Origin of the sequence: Levilactobacillus acidifarinae DSM 19394 = JCM 15949 (assembly GCF_001434835.1) — a bacterium.
Lineage (GTDB): Bacteria > Bacillota > Bacilli > Lactobacillales > Lactobacillaceae > Levilactobacillus > Levilactobacillus acidifarinae.
The window spans coordinates 138,424-154,072 of record NZ_AZDV01000026.1 but is presented as its reverse complement, the minus strand read 5'-3'; the positions used below and the strand labels follow the sequence as shown (position 1 = coordinate 154,072).

15 protein-coding genes are annotated in these 15,649 nt (G+C 55.5%); 2 read left to right on the top strand and 13 right to left on the bottom strand.

Going from position 1 to position 15,649, the window contains the following annotated elements; genetic code table 11:
- Positions 1-23: 23 nt before the first annotated feature.
- Complete coding sequence (locus FD25_RS08455; RefSeq protein WP_057734312.1) at positions 24-386, bottom strand: Asp23/Gls24 family envelope stress response protein; 363 nt, start codon at positions 384-386, stop codon at positions 24-26.
- Positions 387-721: 335 nt separating this feature from the next.
- Between FD25_RS08455 and rpmB the strand changes: the two genes are divergently transcribed.
- A complete protein-coding gene (rpmB, locus tag FD25_RS08450) occupies positions 722-907 on the top strand; it encodes a 50S ribosomal protein L28 (RefSeq protein WP_057734310.1) in 186 nt (61 codons plus the stop codon).
- Between the two features lie 185 nt (positions 908-1,092).
- Here rpmB and FD25_RS08445 read toward each other — a convergent pair whose 3' ends face one another.
- The 11 genes from FD25_RS08445 to gmk all read right to left on the bottom strand — a co-directional run bounded on the left by FD25_RS08445 (position 1,093) and on the right by gmk (position 13,040).
- Positions 1,093-1,764: a thiamine diphosphokinase gene (locus tag FD25_RS08445; protein WP_057803234.1), complete on the bottom strand. Its 672-nt coding sequence runs from the start codon at positions 1,762-1,764 to the stop codon at positions 1,093-1,095.
- Positions 1,764-2,417, bottom strand: a complete 654-nt coding sequence (gene rpe, locus FD25_RS08440) for a ribulose-phosphate 3-epimerase (protein ID WP_057803232.1) — start codon at positions 2,415-2,417, stop codon at positions 1,764-1,766. The genes FD25_RS08445 and rpe overlap by 1 nt, the downstream gene beginning before the upstream one ends.
- Before the next feature lie 12 nt (positions 2,418-2,429).
- Positions 2,430-3,323: a ribosome small subunit-dependent GTPase A gene (rsgA, locus tag FD25_RS08435; protein WP_057803230.1), complete on the bottom strand. Its 894-nt coding sequence runs from the start codon at positions 3,321-3,323 to the stop codon at positions 2,430-2,432.
- A 76-nt stretch (positions 3,324-3,399) separates the two neighbouring features.
- Positions 3,400-5,430, bottom strand: coding sequence for a Stk1 family PASTA domain-containing Ser/Thr kinase (gene pknB / locus FD25_RS08430; protein ID WP_057803228.1), 2,031 nt, complete (start codon positions 5,428-5,430; stop codon positions 3,400-3,402).
- Positions 5,430-6,173 carry a Stp1/IreP family PP2C-type Ser/Thr phosphatase gene (locus FD25_RS08425; RefSeq protein WP_057803226.1) on the bottom strand — a complete coding sequence of 248 codons (744 nt, stop codon included), beginning with the start codon at positions 6,171-6,173 and terminating at the stop codon, positions 5,430-5,432. Before FD25_RS08425 ends, pknB begins: the two co-directional genes overlap by 1 nt.
- Before the next feature lie 12 nt (positions 6,174-6,185).
- Positions 6,186-7,526, bottom strand: coding sequence for a 16S rRNA (cytosine(967)-C(5))-methyltransferase RsmB (gene rsmB, locus FD25_RS08420; protein WP_057803224.1), 1,341 nt, complete (start codon positions 7,524-7,526; stop codon positions 6,186-6,188).
- Positions 7,526-8,470 (bottom strand): methionyl-tRNA formyltransferase, encoded by a 945-nt coding sequence (gene fmt / locus FD25_RS08415; RefSeq protein ID WP_057803221.1) that lies wholly within the window; start codon positions 8,468-8,470, stop codon positions 7,526-7,528. The genes rsmB and fmt overlap by 1 nt, the downstream gene beginning before the upstream one ends.
- A 30-nt stretch (positions 8,471-8,500) precedes the next feature.
- Positions 8,501-10,909: a primosomal protein N' gene (priA, locus tag FD25_RS08410; protein ID WP_057803219.1), complete on the bottom strand. Its 2,409-nt coding sequence runs from the start codon at positions 10,907-10,909 to the stop codon at positions 8,501-8,503.
- A gap of 10 nt (positions 10,910-10,919) precedes the next feature.
- Positions 10,920-12,134: a bifunctional phosphopantothenoylcysteine decarboxylase/phosphopantothenate--cysteine ligase CoaBC gene (coaBC, locus tag FD25_RS08405; protein ID WP_057803217.1), complete on the bottom strand. Its 1,215-nt coding sequence runs from the start codon at positions 12,132-12,134 to the stop codon at positions 10,920-10,922.
- 72 nt (positions 12,135-12,206) lie between these two features.
- Positions 12,207-12,422 carry a DNA-directed RNA polymerase subunit omega gene (rpoZ, locus tag FD25_RS08400; protein WP_020089007.1) on the bottom strand — a complete coding sequence of 72 codons (216 nt, stop codon included), beginning with the start codon at positions 12,420-12,422 and terminating at the stop codon, positions 12,207-12,209.
- A gap of 3 nt (positions 12,423-12,425) precedes the next feature.
- Positions 12,426-13,040 (bottom strand): guanylate kinase, encoded by a 615-nt coding sequence (gmk, locus tag FD25_RS08395; protein WP_057803216.1) that lies wholly within the window; start codon positions 13,038-13,040, stop codon positions 12,426-12,428.
- A 220-nt stretch (positions 13,041-13,260) separates the two neighbouring features.
- Between gmk and FD25_RS08390 the strand changes: the two genes are divergently transcribed.
- The gene (locus tag FD25_RS08390; protein ID WP_057803213.1) at positions 13,261-13,590 is read left to right on the top strand and encodes a hypothetical protein; all 330 of its coding nucleotides are present in this window, start codon (positions 13,261-13,263) and stop codon (positions 13,588-13,590) included.
- Between the two features lie 81 nt (positions 13,591-13,671).
- On the opposite strand, the gene FD25_RS08385 is transcribed toward FD25_RS08390, so the two are convergent.
- The gene (locus FD25_RS08385) at positions 13,672-15,633 is read right to left on the bottom strand and encodes a prealbumin-like fold domain-containing protein (RefSeq protein ID WP_057803211.1); all 1,962 of its coding nucleotides are present in this window, start codon (positions 15,631-15,633) and stop codon (positions 13,672-13,674) included.
- Between the last annotated feature and the right edge of the window lie 16 nt (positions 15,634-15,649).

Sequence of the window (15,649 nt, the reverse complement as noted above, 5' to 3'; positions counted from 1 at the left end):
TTGACTTTCGGTCGTCTGGTTGGCTAATCCGCCAATACCCGTACCCCTTGGACGACGACGTTCACCGAGTTCGCAGTGACGCCCAGCATCGTTTCCAGGTTATATTTGACTTTAGATTGAACGTTACGTGAGACTTCGGAAATCTTGGTCCCGTAGCTGACGATGACGTACACGTCGATCGCCACACCGTTATCTTCTTGGCGAACGACGACCCCCCGGGCGTAGTTTTCCCGGCGGAGAATATCGTTGACGTTATCCCGAATTTGATTCTTGCTTGCCATGCCCACGACACCATAATTATCAGTCGCGGCACCCCCAACTACGGTCGCAATCACTTCATTGGTAATATCAATTGTTCCGTACTGAGTCTTAATCTTTACGGCCATGGAAATAGCCTCCTTGTCAAAGAATAGAATCTGTTACCATATAGGACGAGTCATGCCAAGTTTAGTGATTCATCTTCCGGCTGAAACCGACTCATCAGCCGCTCATCGACCCACTAAGCCCTACAGGTAAGCTTAACAGAAATTAATCTTACCACAACCCACCGAAAAATAGAAATAGGAACACCAAAAACCACGAGTTGACGCTAATTAAGTGTCAAGTAAAAATCCTTGAAAGAAAATATTGCGTTCCGTAAAATTGTATGGTAAATTAGTCAGGTGAGTAAAAAGCACCTGCTTTTTAAAAAGTAATGAATCCACAAAGGAGGGTTTACGCCATGGCAAAGGATTTTATCAACGGCAAGCGGACGCGCTTCGGTAACAAGCGTTCCCACGCCTTAAACTCGACTCGTCGTGCTTGGAAGCCGAACTTGCAAAAGGTTCGCATCTTAGTAGACGGTAAGCCAAAGAAGGTTTGGGTTTCTGCCCGGACTTTGAAATCAGGTAAGGTAACCCGCGTTTAGTTTTAAACACGGCTTATAAAACAAATGCACGGCTCGGATTTTTCCGGGTGGTGCATTTTTTTGTGCCTGGATTGCCCGCTCATGACCTGACGCCCCAATTCACCACTACTTAATAGGAAAAACAAATTAATCCCCCATGCTAAAATGGCACCCCGACCAACGTCAGGATGCCATTTTTAAGTTACTTATTCGTGGTGCGCCTCGTAGGTGTCACTACTCTGGATGACACACAACAACCCGGTATCGAACCGAAAACGCCCCGTTTCGCCCACAAACTCGTTGCTAGCAAAGGAAATCGCGTACGGAATCGGTTCGTCGTGCAGTTCGTACTTCTCGTCGCTTAAGGTCAGGTGATCGATCGGCGTCAACGGCACGAAGGCCAGATAACGCTTATCGGGCTCCTTATGAATCGTGTACTGGCCCGGCAAGAAAAATGAAATCGTATTCTGTCGGTCAATCAAGCGAATCTGCCCCGCATAGCGCTTGTATTGGGGTTCCAGTACCAAAAACAGGTTGGCCAAGAAGTGATCCAAGCGGCCGCCCGTGGCGCCGTAGATGTCGACCCGTTCGGCGTGGTAGTCGCGAAAGGCCACCATGACCGCCATCTGGGTGTCCGTGAAGTCCTTTTCCGCCTGAGCGGAGCGGACGTCCTTGACGTTACGTCGCACCAGTTGCAGTTCCGGTTCCTGTAAAGAATCGAAGTCCCCGATGGCTGCGACGGGCTGGATATTTTGCTCGATCAACCGTAAGGTCCCCCGATCGACCCCGATCCAGGTCCCGTCAATTTGGGTCAGGTTCGCCGGCCATTCGGCCTTGGGACCGCCCACCAATAGATTAAACGTTCCCCCCCGTGGCATTACTTCGTGGCGTCCTTTAACGCTTGAACCCGGGCAGCCGGATCATCGGCGTTGAAGACGTAAGAGCCCGCAACGGCGACCGTCGCACCGGCCTTAGCACATTCAACCACGGTCTGGTCGTTGACCCCACCGTCGACTTCGATGTCAAAGTTGTAGCCCTTGGCCTTCTTGATGGCGTCTAATTGGGCGATCTTTTCGACCGTGCTGTGCAGGAACTTTTGGCCCCCAAAGCCAGGGTTGACCGTCATGACCAGCACTTGACCGACCATGTCTAAGACGGGTTCGATGGCACTAACGGGCGTCCCGGGGTTGATAACCACTTCGGGCGTCACACCGGCGTTTTGAATCATTTGTAAGGCCCGGTGAATGTGCGGCGTGGCTTCGACGTGGACCCCGATGATATCGGCGCCGGCCTTGGCAAAGTCATCCACGTAACGTTCTGGATTTTGCACCATCATGTGGACGTCTAAGACCATCTTGGTAATGGGCCGGATGGCCTTGACCCAACCGGGACCGTAGGATAAAGCGGGCACGAATTGACCGTCCATGATATCGATGTGTAAGACTTCGGCACCGGCCTGGTCGACCTTTTCGATATCTGGTTGTAAGTTGACATAATCCGCACTTAAAATGGATGGCGCTACTTTAATCATAAATTTTCTTCCTCATTTCTTTTTATTGTAAACAGGTTTTTGGTTCTTTAACAACGTGAGTAACTGCAGGTAGTTATCGTAACGACTCTGCAGGAGGTCGCCGGCCTCTAACGCGGCCTTGACCGCGCAACCAGGTTCGTTAACGTGCACGCATCCCCGGAACCGACACTGATTGGCCAGCGCCAAAAATTCGGGGAAATATTGCCCCAATTCCCGGTAGTCGATGGTCAACGTATCGTAAGACGAGAACCCCGGCGTGTCGGCCACTAAGCCGCCCGCCACGGGCATCAGACTTACCTTACGGGTGGTGTGCCGGCCCCGGTTCAACGCGGTCGAGATTTCACCGGTCGCGAGCGTCAGATCGGGTGAGATGTGGTTGAGCAGGGTGGATTTTCCCGCCCCGGTCTGCCCCATGATCACGGTCTCCTTGTTCGCTAGCAGGTCACGCAACTGGTCTAAGCCCGCCGCGGCGAATGGTTCCCGGCTCAAGATGACCGGATAGCCAATCCGCCGGTACCCCGCCGCCAGGGTCTCAAACGCCTGGTACTGCTGGTCGTCGATCAGGTCGGTTTTGGTCAAGTAGATCACCGGTGCGATGTGGCTGACCTCTAAGGCGATCAGTTGCCGGTCCAACAGGTTGGTGGAAAAATCGGGGGCCTTAACGGCGGTGACCACTACGCCCTGGTCGATGTTAGCGACCGGGGGCCGGGTCAACGCGTTATCCCGCGGCAAAATCTTTAAGATGTAGCCTTCCTTGGGGGTGGAACTTTCGAACTCGACTCGGTCCCCCACCAGCGGGGTCACCCGCTTCTTGCGGAAGTTCCCCCGGGCGCGGGTCCGGTAAAGCTGCCCGTCACTGAAGACGTCGTAAAAACCGCTCAGCGATTGGCGAATTTGTCCCTCCATGACGCACCTCCTTTGACTAAAAAAGCTCAGTTCTCTTTTATTATAAAAGAACTGAGCCATAAATGCAGGTTTTTTCTTAATCTTTCGTGACGTGTTTGTCTTCGGCAATCACGGTCCCGTTCCGCACAATCTTATAAGCGCCGGCTTTCCCGCTGGCCACCGTAAACGGTAACGTTACGGTCGCATCGCTGGTAATGGTCATTTGTTTATAAATTGAACTGAGTTGGTGATCCTGATCCTTCAAATAAATCTGAATCAGGTTCTCCGTCGCCGACGAGGCTACGGCACTGCTGTCGTCACTCGCCGTGTCGCTGGTACTCGACGAACTACTGTCAAACGGGATCCGTACCCGCACGTTGAACTGATCAGTCTCTGGGCCCTTACTTTCGGGACCTCGAGACAGGGTCAGGGTGATTTCGTCCCCCTCCTGCACCACGGCGCCCTCACCCGGCGACTGCCGGATGACCTTACCCTTGTCCACGTCGTTCGAGTAGGCGTAGCGAAAGGCCAGGTTTAGGTTATGCCCGGCGGCGTAGTTCTGCGCTTGGGTCTTGGTCTTATCGGTCAAATCGCTTAACGTGACCGTTTGGGACCCGGTGGAAACCGTAAAGGTGATGGCGGTGTCCTTAGGAATCACCTTTTGGCCCGCCGAGACGCTTTGTTGCATGATGCGCCCGGCCGGCACGCTGGTCGAGTGGACCGATTCGCGGTGGACCTTAAACCCTAACGCCTGAAGCTTCGCGGCCGTACTGGCGTACGCGTCGCCCTTATAGTCGTTGAGCTTATACCGTTGGGGTCCCGTACTGATCCACAGGTCAACCGCGGTATTGCGTTTCAACTGGGTGCCCGAACGGGGTTCCGTCCGGATGATCCGGTGGAGCTTGACCTTGGCACTGGCCGTATGGTGAACCTCACCGACCTTGAGGTGGGCCGCCGTTAGCGTGGTCTGGGCGCTGGTTTGTTGCCGGTCGACCACGTTAGGCACGCTGGTCATTTGGGGCCGAAACAGTGCCACCCCGATCAAGATGCCAACGAGCAGGAAGAACAGGATCACGGCCGCCCAGATGAACCGGAACCGCCGCGGATGCCGCTTGCGATAACGGCCCTTGGCCTTATCGGCGGCCTTTTCACTCGTGGTGTTGGCTGGTTCCGGGGCCGCCGCATCGGTTACCGCTGCCTTGACGGGCTGGTCGGCCGCCGTCAGCTCGCTTAACGCGCTCAACGGCAAGACCTTGGTCTCCCCGTCATCGTCGCCGGCCGGGTTAAAGCGTTCTTCCCCCGCACGACTGGGCGACAGGGCCGTTTGTAGGTCTGTGGCCATCGCCGCCACATCGGGATACCGATCCTGGGGGCGCTTGGCCGTGGCCTTAAAGACCACGTTTTCCAACGCCTGCGGAATCTGAGCGTCCACGGCGCGCACGGACGGGATTTCCGACTGGAAATGTTTTAACGCAATGCTCACGGCGGTCTCGCCCTCAAACGGGACGGTCCCCGTCAGCATTTCGTACAGAATGATTCCCAACGAATAGATGTCCGATTGCTTAGTGGCCATCCCCCCGCGGGCCTGTTCCGGTGATAAATAGTGCACGGACCCCAACACCGTATTGGTCTGGGTCAGACTGTGTTCTGACAGGGTCACCGCGATTCCGAAGTCGGTGATCTTGGCCACCCGTTGCGGATCGATGAGAATGTTTTGTGGTTTTAAGTCGCGGTGAATGATGTTGTGTTCGTGCGCCAGCTTCACGGCACTCAAGATCTGTTCCATAATCTCGATTACTTCTTGATACGCAATCGGAAAATGGGTCTTGATGTACGCCTTGAGGTCGGTACCCTGCACGTATTCCATCACCAGGTACTGCATGCCGTTTTCTTCCCCCACGTCGTAAACCTGGACGATATTGGGGTGTAACAGCTCGGTCGCCGCCAACGCCTCGCGTTGAAAGCGCCGCACGGTACTGGGATCATCGCGTAAGTCTAAACGTAACAGTTTCACGGACACATCGCGGTCTAAGATGAGGTCGTGGGCCAAATAGACGTTGGCCATCCCGCCTTCACCTAACGCCCGGATAATCCGGTAGCGTCCGTTCAAAGTGTATCCGGTCCGCATCAGCTCGCCGCCTTCCCGTGGTTCACCACGATCAACACGGTAATGTTGTCGAGGCCCCCCGCCGCGTTGGCTAAGGCCACCAGGTGGTCACACTTTTCGGCCGCCGTTTGTTCGCTTTGCAAAACGTCCTTGATCTGCGCGTCGTCGACCATGTTGGTCAAACCGTCGGTGCACAGTAGCAACTGGTCGTTTGCAACTAACGGATAGGTGTTCAAATCAAAGTTCGCGTCGGCCGAAATCCCTAACGACCGCACGATGATGTTTTTTTGGGGGTGGTGCCGGGCCGCTTGACGGCTCAGTTCCCCCCGTTTGACCAGTTCGTTGACTAACGAATGGTCCTCGGTCAGTTGCCGTAGCTTGCCGTCACGCAACAGGTAGGCCCTAGAATCGCCAATGTTGGCGACCACGACCTCCGTGGTGAAGTAGACCGCCGCGACTAACGTGGTCCCCATGCCGTTCAGGTCGGCAAACTGGTTAGATTTTTCAATAATGGAGCGGTTTTCGACCGTAATCTGGCCGCTGATCCAGGCGCGCGCGTCTTCGGGCGTTTCCCAGGTCGTGGCTTCAAACTTGTGCCCCAAGTGGGAGACCGCCATGGCACTGGCGACGTCGCCGCCCTGATGGCCGCCGATGCCGTCCGCGATAATGGCGAGGTGTTGGCCCGCCCGGTTGGTAAAGACGTCGACGTAATCTTCGTTATCGGCCCGTTGTTCCCCAATGGCCGTCCGATAAGCAACTTCCATGGTTGACCACCCCTAGTTCTTCCGGCGCAGGGCACTCACGAAGAACCCGTCCGTATCAAAGTCGTCGGGATAGATGGCTAGCGTGTCCGTTTCCCGGTCGCCCTTAACGTTGAGCGTCGTGGTCACCCGGACGCTTTCAAAGTTATCGTGGGTGGCCAAGAACTGCGCCACCACGTCCGCGTTTTCCGTGTCCAGAATCGTGCAGGTACTGTAGACCAGTAACCCGTTGCGTTTCAGTTTCCGGCTGACGGCGTCTAGGATGGCCAGTTGAATTGTTTGGAGGTGTTGGCTGTCTTCGGGCGTCTTATCGTAGCGAATCTCGGGTTTCCGACGAATCAGGCCGATTCCGGAACACGGCGCATCCACTAAAATTTTATCGAAGGTCTGGTTGGCAAACTTCTGATCCACCTTGCGGGCGTCTAACGCCATGGCGTTGACCCGGTCGGCAACCTGTAACCGCGCCGCGTTGCGGGCGATCAGTTTGACCTTCTTTTCGTGCAGGTCCAGCGCCGTGACTTGGCCGCCCTGGTTAGGATCTAGGGCCGCCGCGATTTGGGTGGTCTTACCCCCTGGGGCCGCACAGGCGTCTAAGACCTGGTCGCCGGGTTGAATCTGTAAGGCTTCGACCGGTAACATGGCACTTTCGTCTTGAATGGTCATTTGGCCCTGGTTAAAGAGCTCGCTACGACTAGCGGGTTGCCCGTCTAACCGCAGGCCCTCGCCCGCAACCTGACTCTCCTCAACCGAGAAGCCGGCGATTTCGAGTTCGGCCTTGGCCTCGGTCTTGGTGGTCACCGCGGTGTTGACCCGCACGGATTGCGCGGCGGGTTGGTTGATCGTTTCTAAGATGCTAACGGTCTTGTCCTCACCTAGTTGGTCGATCAACCGCGTCACTAGCCATTCGGGCATCGAATAGGTCACGCTCATCCGCTTTAGCGGGTCGCTGATCTTGGCGACGTCGGGCACGCCTTCACGGTCGATGGCGTGTAAGACCCCGGTGACGAAGCGGCGAATACCTTCGTGGCCGTTATCCTTAGCGTATTGAATGGCCTCGTTAAAGATGGCCCGGTTGGGAATCCGGTCCAGGTATAACATCTGGTACAGCGCCACTAAGAGGACGTTTTCCACCCAGGGTTCGAGTTTTTCGCCGGGTTTCACGAAGCTGCGCAAATAGTAGTCCAGCGTTAAGCGGTGCTGGATGGTCCCGTAGACCAGGTTGGTCAACAGGCGCCGGTCCGCGTCGTTTAAGTCGCTGTGCGCGATGGTTTTATCAAGTTGTAAGTTGGAATAGGCCCCGTTAGCCACGCGGGTCAAACTTTCTACGGCTAAGGAACGTGCGTTATCAATTGTCATTATTCAGCCACCTGTTCGCCCACTGTGAGCGCATCCGTTGAACCGTTCAGAAAGTCCGTGACGCTTAGCTTGGGCTTGCCGGCCGGTTGTAGTTCGTCAATTGCCAAAACCCCGTGTTCGCCGGTCGCAATGGCCAAATGGTGCTTGTCCTTGCTGACCAGTTGGCCCGGTTTGAGGTCGGTCGTTTGATCCAAGACGCGAACCTGCCACAACTTGGTCCGCACCCCGTTAAGGTAGATGTGCGCCGTCGGGAACGGCCGCAACGCCCGGACCTTGCAGTCGATCAAATGAGCGCTCAAGTTAAGGTCGACCCGTTCTTCGTTCGATTTGATGGTCGGCGCGAAGGTCACCAACTTTTCGTCCTGCTTGACCGGCGTAATCTCACCGGCTAACAGTTTCGGTAACGTGGCTAACAGCAGGTCGCGCCCCAGGTCACTGAGCTTATCGAACATGCTGCCCACGTCGTCTTGTTCCGTGATGGGAATGGCGCGTTGGGCCAAGACGTCCCCGGCATCCATCTTCTTTTCCATAAACATGATGGAAACCCCGGTCTCCTCGTCGCCGTTCATGATGGCGTAGTGCACGGGCGCCCCACCGCGGTACTTCGGTAGTAACGAGGCGTGGACGTTGACCGCCGCGACCTTAGCCGCCTTGAGCAACTTGGTCGGCAAGAATTGGCCAAAGGCCGCCGTGACGATCAAGTCGGGCGCTAGGTCGATGGCTCTGGCGAGTTCGGGACTCCCACTTAATTTAGCGGGTTGGAGCACCTCCAAGTGGTTGGCCACGGCCACTTTTTTCACGGGTGAAGCGGTCAACACGTGCTTACGGCCGACGGGCCGGTCGGGTTGGGTCACCACGGCTAAAACGTCGTAGTCGTGATCGATTAAGCTTTGTAAGATGGGCGCGGAAAATTTCGGCGTCCCCATAAAGATAACTGAAGTCATTTTGACACCATACTTTCTTAAATTAAGGAGCTACATAAAGTTCATGGGTTCGGCATCGATGGTCACCGCTAAGCCGCGAGCGGCGCGTTGTGATCCCTGCCGGATCTGGTCTAAGACGGCTTTTAAATGCGGTTCGTGTTTATACTTGATGACTACTTGATAATAATACTTCCGCTTGACCCGCGCAATCGCTTTGGGCGTGGGGCCCAACACGATGGCCTGATCACTCAGACCAGTTTTAACGGCCGCTAGGATCTGATACATCGCCTGCGCCGCGACCTTTTCGTCTTCGTGACTGGCCGTCAGCTGGACGGCGTAGTAGTACGGCGGGTAGTTGCCTTGGTGACGCATGTGCATCTCGGTCACGAAGAACCGCTCGTAATCCTGCGTTTGGGCCAACTGAATCGCGTAGTGGTCCGGGTTAAAGGTCTGAATATAGACCTCGCCGGGTTTCTCGGCCCGGCCGGCCCGGCCACTGACCTGCGTCAATAACTGGAAGGTCCGTTCGCTGGCCCGAAAATCGGGTAATCCCAGGGCGGTATCGGCGTTAAGGACCCCGACCAACGTCACGTTAGGGAAGTCCAAGCCCTTGGCAATCATCTGGGTGCCCAACAAGATGTCGGCGTCGTGGCGACCAAACTGCTTGAGCAGGCGTTCGTGGGCGCCCTTGCGCCGGGTCGAATCGACGTCCATCCGTAAGATGCGGGCGCTCGGTAACAACTTCTGCAGGGCCTCTTCAACCTTCTGGGTCCCGGTCCCGTAGTAGCGGATCTTGCGACTGTGACAGTTCGGGCAAACCTGCGGCACGGCTTCTTCGTGACCACAGTAGTGACACTTCATCAGCCGCGGATTGACGTGGTAGGTCAACGAGATGTCGCAGTTGGGGCACTTCAAGACGAACCCACAATCCCGACACATCATAAACGACGAGAACCCCCGCCGGTTAAGCATCAACACCACCTGTTCGTGCCGGTCAAGCCGTTCCTGGATGGCGGTCATTAACGGCGCCGAGAAATCATCGTCGCCGCTGTGCTGCTTGACCTCCTCACGCATATCCACGATGTGCACCGTGGGCAGCGGCCGGTGGTTGATCCGGTGATCCAGGACTAACCGGGTATACAGGCCCTTGGCCGCCCGCGCCCGCGTTTCTAACGATGGTGTCGCACTGCCTAAGACCACCGGGCAATCGTGATACTGACCACGCCAGAGGGCCACGTCGCGGGCGTGGTAGCGCGGATTTTCGTCTTGCTTATAGCTGCTTTCGTGTTCCTCGTCCATGATGATCAGCCCGAGATGTTGAATCGGGGCAAACACCGCCGAACGGGCGCCGACCACCACCGTGGCCTCGCCCCGGTCGATCCGGCGCCATTCGTCGTACTGCTCCCCCTTGGATAAGCCACTGTGCAACACCGCCACCTGGTGACCAAACCGCGACTTCACGCGGTTGGTCATCTGCGGCGTCAACGCAATTTCGGGCACCAGCATGAGTGCGCTACGGCCCAGCTTTAAGGCCGTGGCGATGCTTTGCAGGTAAACCTCCGTCTTCCCGCTACCGGTGACGCCCTCGACCAGGAAGGTCTGCGCAGCGTGTTGGGTCACCGCCGTATTGATGGCGGTCACGGCGGCGTGCTGCTGGTCGTTTAACGTCAACGGTTTCGTCGGCGCGACCGGTTGTTGGAACGGATCGCGGTAGACCTCTAGTGGTTGGCGTTTGAGCCAGCCCTTGGTCTCCCCGGCCCGAATCACCTCAGCACTCACACCGGCATCCTTGATGACCTTGGCCTGAGCGACCGGCTGGGCCGGTAACTGCTGTAAATACGTTAACAACGCCGCCTGCTTGGGCGCTCGTTTGGCCACGCTGGTCGCTAGTTCCTGTAACTGGCTGGTCGGTAACGTGGTGGTAATTCCCGGCGTGGTCTTCACCGCCGCTTTATCCTTGACCTGGTAGGTCACCGTCACCTTCCCCGCCTGGCGGAGTTTCAACAGCCCGGACAACGTGGTCGGATCGAGCTTAGTGCTGTCAAAGGGCCGCGCCATCCCGTCCGGAAAGTAGGTGGCCCGTTCCTGGGCCGTCAGCTCGGCGGTGGGCGCGATCTCGCGTTCTACCTGGGCCTTCAGCAGGTTAGGCAACATGGTTTGAATGCAGGTGATCCGAAAGGCGTAGGTGGTGGTCGCCAGCCAATCGGCTAACTGCTGTAATTCTGAATTTAATACGGGGGCCAGGTCCAACACCGCTTGAATCGGCTTTAGCTGACCCTCAAATTGCGTGTCGTCGGTAATCCCGACCACAAACCCCGAGACCACCCGATGGCCAAAGGGCACCGTCACGCGCATCCCCGGTTGGAGTTGGTCGCGTAAGGCGTCCGGAATGGCGTAAGAGTAGGGCTCGTTGGTCTGCATGGTCGGCACATCGACGATCACTTGGGCGATTTGCGCCACAATATCGCCCTCATTTCTGGTTAAAGATTTCGGCCACGTGGGTAATCAGGGTCGTGGCGATGGCCCGCTTACTGGTCACGGGCGTCTGCTCGTTGTGACCGTCGGCAAACAAAAAGGTGACTTGGTTATTATCCCCGTTAAAGCCGATGTCGGCTCTGGAAACGTCGTTAGCGGCCAAAAGGTCTAAGTGCTTTTTGGTCAGCTTCTGGCGGCCGTTTTCGAGTAAATGCTGGGTCTCGGCGGCAAAGCCCACCACCACCTGGTCGGGCCGCTTCTGAGCGGCGACGGCCTGGAGGATATCGGGGGTCTTCTTGAGCCTTAAGACCAGTTCGTCGTTAGCGTTGGTTTTTTTGATCTTCTGGTCCGCGGACTCGATTGGCTGAAAGTCCGCCACGGCCGCGGCCATGACTAACCCGTCGGCCGCCGGCAACCGCGTTAACACGGCGTCGGCCAGGTCCTGGGTGCTTTCGATGGGCACCACGGTCACGCCACTGGGAACGGGCAGTTTGGTCGGCGCCGTGATCAGCGTCACGTCCGCGCCGGCCCGCTGCGCCGCCGCGGCGATTGCGTACCCCATTTTTCCCGAGGAATCGTTGGTCAAAAACCGCACGGGATCGAGGCGTTCCCGGGTTCCGCCGGCCGTGACTAGCAGCCGTTTACCCGTTAGGTCGGCGGTCCCGGCAGCTAGGGGCAACGTCGCCAATTGGGCCACGATGTCGGTCGGTTCCAAGAAGCGCCCCTGGCCGGCATACCCTTCCGCCAGTAACCCGGTCGCCGGGGTCAACACTTGCACCCCGTCGGCCAACAGTTGCCGGTAATTCCGTTGCGTCGCGGCGGCCTGCCACATGTGGGTGTTCATGGCCGGCACCACGACCTTGGGCGCCGCGGTGGCTAACCAGGTGGCACTGGCCGCATCGTTGGCCAAGCCGTTGGCGAACTGGGCCATCAAATTAGCCGAGGCCGGTGCGGCTAACGCCAGATCGGTCCAGTCGGCCAATTCGATGTGGTCGATTTTCCCGTCGGCGTGCCACCAGCCGGTGTCGGTCAAGACCGGCGCCTTAGTCAGTGCCGCAAACGTTTCGGCGGTCACAAACCGACTGGCGGCGGCCGTCAACACCACTCGAACCTGGGCGCCGGCGCGTTGGAGTTCCCGCGCCAATACGGCCCCCTTGTAGCTGGCCACACTGCCACTGACGGTTAACGTCACGTGTTTATCCTGAAGCATCGCTAAACCTCCCATTCTGAACAAAAAGGCCAGATCACCCAACGGCAACCTGGTCTTTTCTCAGCCCCAAACTTAGGCGTTCAAATCCTTTTCGTCCGGATCAATCATCAATGCCCCGGCCGCAATTTCTTCTAAGGCCCGGCCGATGGTTTTCGGCGACTTGTAGTCGGTCAGCAACGGCTTAGCGCCGGCGTCCAACTCGTGAGCGCGCTTGCTGGCTAACATAATCAAAGAATACCGTGAATCCACTTGTGCTAATAAATCATCAACTGAAGGATAAAGTAGCATTGTCTATTCGTCTCCAATCATCTGTTCGTAATCCGGCATCACCCGGGTTACCCGTAACCGTTCACTGCGAATAATCATCTGAATGCGTTCGACGGCCTGACTGACCTCGTCGTTGACCACGGCATAGTCGTAGTTGCGCATCATGCGAATCTCACCCACAGCCTTTTTAATCCGCTTGTTAATCACGTCCATGGCATCCGTGCCCCGGCCGATCAAGCGGTGCTTTAATTCCATCAAATCAGGGGGGGTTAAGAAGACAAAAACAGCGTCCGGGCAATTTGCTCGCACTTGCATCGCCCCGTTAACTTCAATCTCCAAAAAGACGTCTTTACCCTGATCGAGGGTCTCATTTACATATTTTAACGGGGTACCATAGTAGTTGTCAACATACTTGGCGTACTCGAGCATTTCCCCGTTGCGAATATTCTCTTCAAACTCTTCCTTAGAAACAAAATAATAGTCGACGCCATTAACTTCCCCCTTACGAGGTTTACGAGTGGTCATCGAAATGGAGTAGGAAAAGTCGGTCGCGCCCGTTTCAAAGAGCGCCTTACGCACAGTTCCTTTACCGACTCCCGAAGGACCCGAGAGTACAATGAGCATTCCACGTTTCGCCATTGTCTAAAAATCCCTTCATTATTTGAATTCTAGTCCGCCCAGTCACGCGTCTTGGCGCCCTTGGCATTTAATCTATAGTTTACTATATTACCACTATTTAAGGTTTTATGGCGGAGTTCGCCCGGATTTTTCATAAAAAAACTTGTTCGCCTAAAAGCCTTGCATTTTAGAACGCACGTTCGTATAATGAGAATACAAACAAACGTTCGAGGTGATCAGCATGCAAAACTCAACCGCGACCCGGTTAACCAATTTAACCGAACGTGTCGCCACCGTTTACAAGGAACTGTTCAACGAGCTCCCCGTGATTAACGGTCAAGTCGTTTATCCGCAGATGCCAGACTTTCAATTAACCTACTTCATTCAACAGGCGCTGAGTCGCCATTACTTCGTGCAACTCCAATTCAAAGCTGCCCCGGAAGTCGCGCCGATGACGGTCAGCGGTCACCTCAAACAAGATGCGGCCGGTCACCTGATTTTGCGGGCCCCACAATTCACCACGATTGTGACGCCCGAATTACTCCGGTCTATTCAACGCGTAAAGCTTTAAACCCGGGATCAAAAAAAGTCTTGCTCAACACAACTGCGAGTGTGTTGAGCAAGACTTTTTAAACGCTATTTGACCTTTTAATTAATCACGGTTACGCCGCCATGCCGTGTAGCTGAGGGTGCCCCCCAGCAATAATAAGCCTAAAAAGACTACATCTGCTTTTTGATCATCAGTTTGTGGTAACCGACTGATAATCGGTTGCTTGCTGGAATCGGTTTTTGCCGTCATCGTGGCCGTAATCTCGGGATGATCACCAACGCCACCGTTTCCCGACTGACTCACGCTTTGTGCCGTAGAGGTTGGTGTCGATTGTCCCGTATCGCCTCCCGTTGTCGTCACGATCACACGGCTAGACGATGAACTAGGCTCACTCGAGTCATTCCCACTTGGCTTGGATCCCGACGGCGTAGAACTAGAATGGCTCACTGACGGAATTTCTGGCACTGAACTAGTCGTGCTTGATGAGGGAATTCCCGGTACCGAAGTCGAGCTACTTGATGGCTCACTTGGCACTGAAGCTGAACTACCCGATGGCTCGCTTGGCACTGAAGCCGAACTACTTGATGGCTCGCTGGGTACCGAACTCGAACTACCTGTCGACTCGCTGGGTACCGAACTCGAACTACCTGTCGACTCGCTGGGTACCGAACTCGAACTACCCGTCGACTCACTGGGTACCGAACTCGAACTACCCGTCGACTCACTGGGTACCGAACTCGAACTACCTGTCGACTCGCTGGGTACCGAACTCAGGTCATCATACTGGCTGACCGGAACGGTACTGGTCCCATTTTCCGGTGCAATCGTAAAGGATACTTGCTTTTTATTCACCGCGTAACCACTCGGGGCTTCAGCTTCACTAAAGTAATAGGCTCCCGCTCTTAATCCCGGAACGGTCAGGTTCCCCTCAGGTCCCGTCACGTACTGCTGACTAAACGTCTTATCGTTCGTACTGTACAGATTATATTTGGCGCCCGACAGCTTTTTATCCGGAGAAGTCGCACTCGTTTTCGCGGCATACTTCGTTAATTGGACGCTACCAAAATAATCACCACTCAGATCGGCTTTAAGTCCCCAATTTAGGGCGGCTAACACCTGCGCACTGGTAGTGGTGCCAGACACTCCCGTATCTCGGCCGGCAGGATAACTGTTGGTCGTCGTCATAATGGCCGTGTTGTACCGTTCACCGTAGCCCGTTAAATCAGAAAGTTTCGTTCTAAAGGTAAAGCCCACTGGTTGATGTACCGCGGTAAAGTCAAACATGATGTTGTTTCCAGAGGGGTTAATTGTATAACTGACATTCTTACTGTAATCATTCATCACAAACGATCCTGGAATGTACGTCTGATACGGGCCTAATTCGTCTAAGATCGTCGTATCGCCAAAATCGTCGCCCCGACCATCAAAAATAACGTTCCAGACGATTTCGCTCGGTGCTGATTCGACTTCATTTAGAGCGACTGATGAAGCACCCCACCCGACCTTATTTAAGTCGTAGCTGCCACTCCCAGCACTACCTGAGCCGCTAGGACCGGTCGTTGAGCCGTCAGAGCCACCCGTACCGCCCCCAGAACCGCTTGGTTCGGTTCCCGTACTGTCGCTAGGACTGATGCTGTTGCTATCCTGACCACTAACCGCGGTGCCGTGGCCCCAAGCACTAATCGAAATGTGACCCTCACGTTTAACGTTAGTGTCCTTCAAGGCGTCATTAAACGTAATCGTCGCTTCATAACTATCCGCCGACACCCTTAACACACCGACGTTAACGTCCTTGACCCCATTAACGGTCGCCTTCACGTAACCAGACGCCGAATCATGGGGGTTATCATTTTGGGGCAGGTAAACCTTCGCCGTATCCCCCGCGTTAACCTGAACGCCATCCGGAATCTTCCAAGTATAGTCAATTCGGTAACGGGTTCCATCTTTTAGGACGCTGTCGTTTGCAACGACCGACCCGTCAGATAAGAGAACAATTTGGGCCGAATCGGCATCCAGACCCGTCGCCTCTATTTCTTTGGCCTGAGCGCTTAAATTGCCAATCATGCATATCGCAACGACC

Excerpts from the sequence above, each read along its gene's own strand:
- gmk (WP_057803216.1), bottom strand. The coding sequence starts at position 13,040 with ATGGCGAAACGTGGAATGCTCATTGTACTCTCGGGTCCTTCGGGAGTC.
- FD25_RS08445 (WP_057803234.1), bottom strand. The coding sequence starts at position 1,764 with ATGCCACGGGGGGGAACGTTTAATCTATTGGTGGGCGGTCCCAAGGCC.
- FD25_RS08455 (WP_057734312.1), bottom strand. The coding sequence starts at position 386 with ATGGCCGTAAAGATTAAGACTCAGTACGGAACAATTGATATTACCAAT.
- FD25_RS08390 (WP_057803213.1), top strand. The coding sequence starts at position 13,261 with ATGCAAAACTCAACCGCGACCCGGTTAACCAATTTAACCGAACGTGTC.
- pknB (WP_057803228.1), bottom strand. The coding sequence starts at position 5,430 with ATGCGGACCGGATACACTTTGAACGGACGCTACCGGATTATCCGGGCG.
- rpoZ (WP_020089007.1), bottom strand. The coding sequence starts at position 12,422 with ATGCTACTTTATCCTTCAGTTGATGATTTATTAGCACAAGTGGATTCA.
- rpmB (WP_057734310.1), top strand. The coding sequence starts at position 722 with ATGGCAAAGGATTTTATCAACGGCAAGCGGACGCGCTTCGGTAACAAG.
- FD25_RS08425 (WP_057803226.1), bottom strand. The coding sequence starts at position 6,173 with ATGGAAGTTGCTTATCGGACGGCCATTGGGGAACAACGGGCCGATAAC.
- rsmB (WP_057803224.1), bottom strand. The coding sequence starts at position 7,526 with ATGACAATTGATAACGCACGTTCCTTAGCCGTAGAAAGTTTGACCCGC.
- rpe (WP_057803232.1), bottom strand. The coding sequence starts at position 2,417 with ATGATTAAAGTAGCGCCATCCATTTTAAGTGCGGATTATGTCAACTTA.
- fmt (WP_057803221.1), bottom strand. The coding sequence starts at position 8,470 with ATGACTTCAGTTATCTTTATGGGGACGCCGAAATTTTCCGCGCCCATC.
- rsgA (WP_057803230.1), bottom strand. The coding sequence starts at position 3,323 with ATGGAGGGACAAATTCGCCAATCGCTGAGCGGTTTTTACGACGTCTTC.
- coaBC (WP_057803217.1), bottom strand. The coding sequence starts at position 12,134 with ATGCTTCAGGATAAACACGTGACGTTAACCGTCAGTGGCAGTGTGGCC.
- FD25_RS08385 (WP_057803211.1), bottom strand. The coding sequence starts at position 15,633 with ATGATTGGCAATTTAAGCGCTCAGGCCAAAGAAATAGAGGCGACGGGT.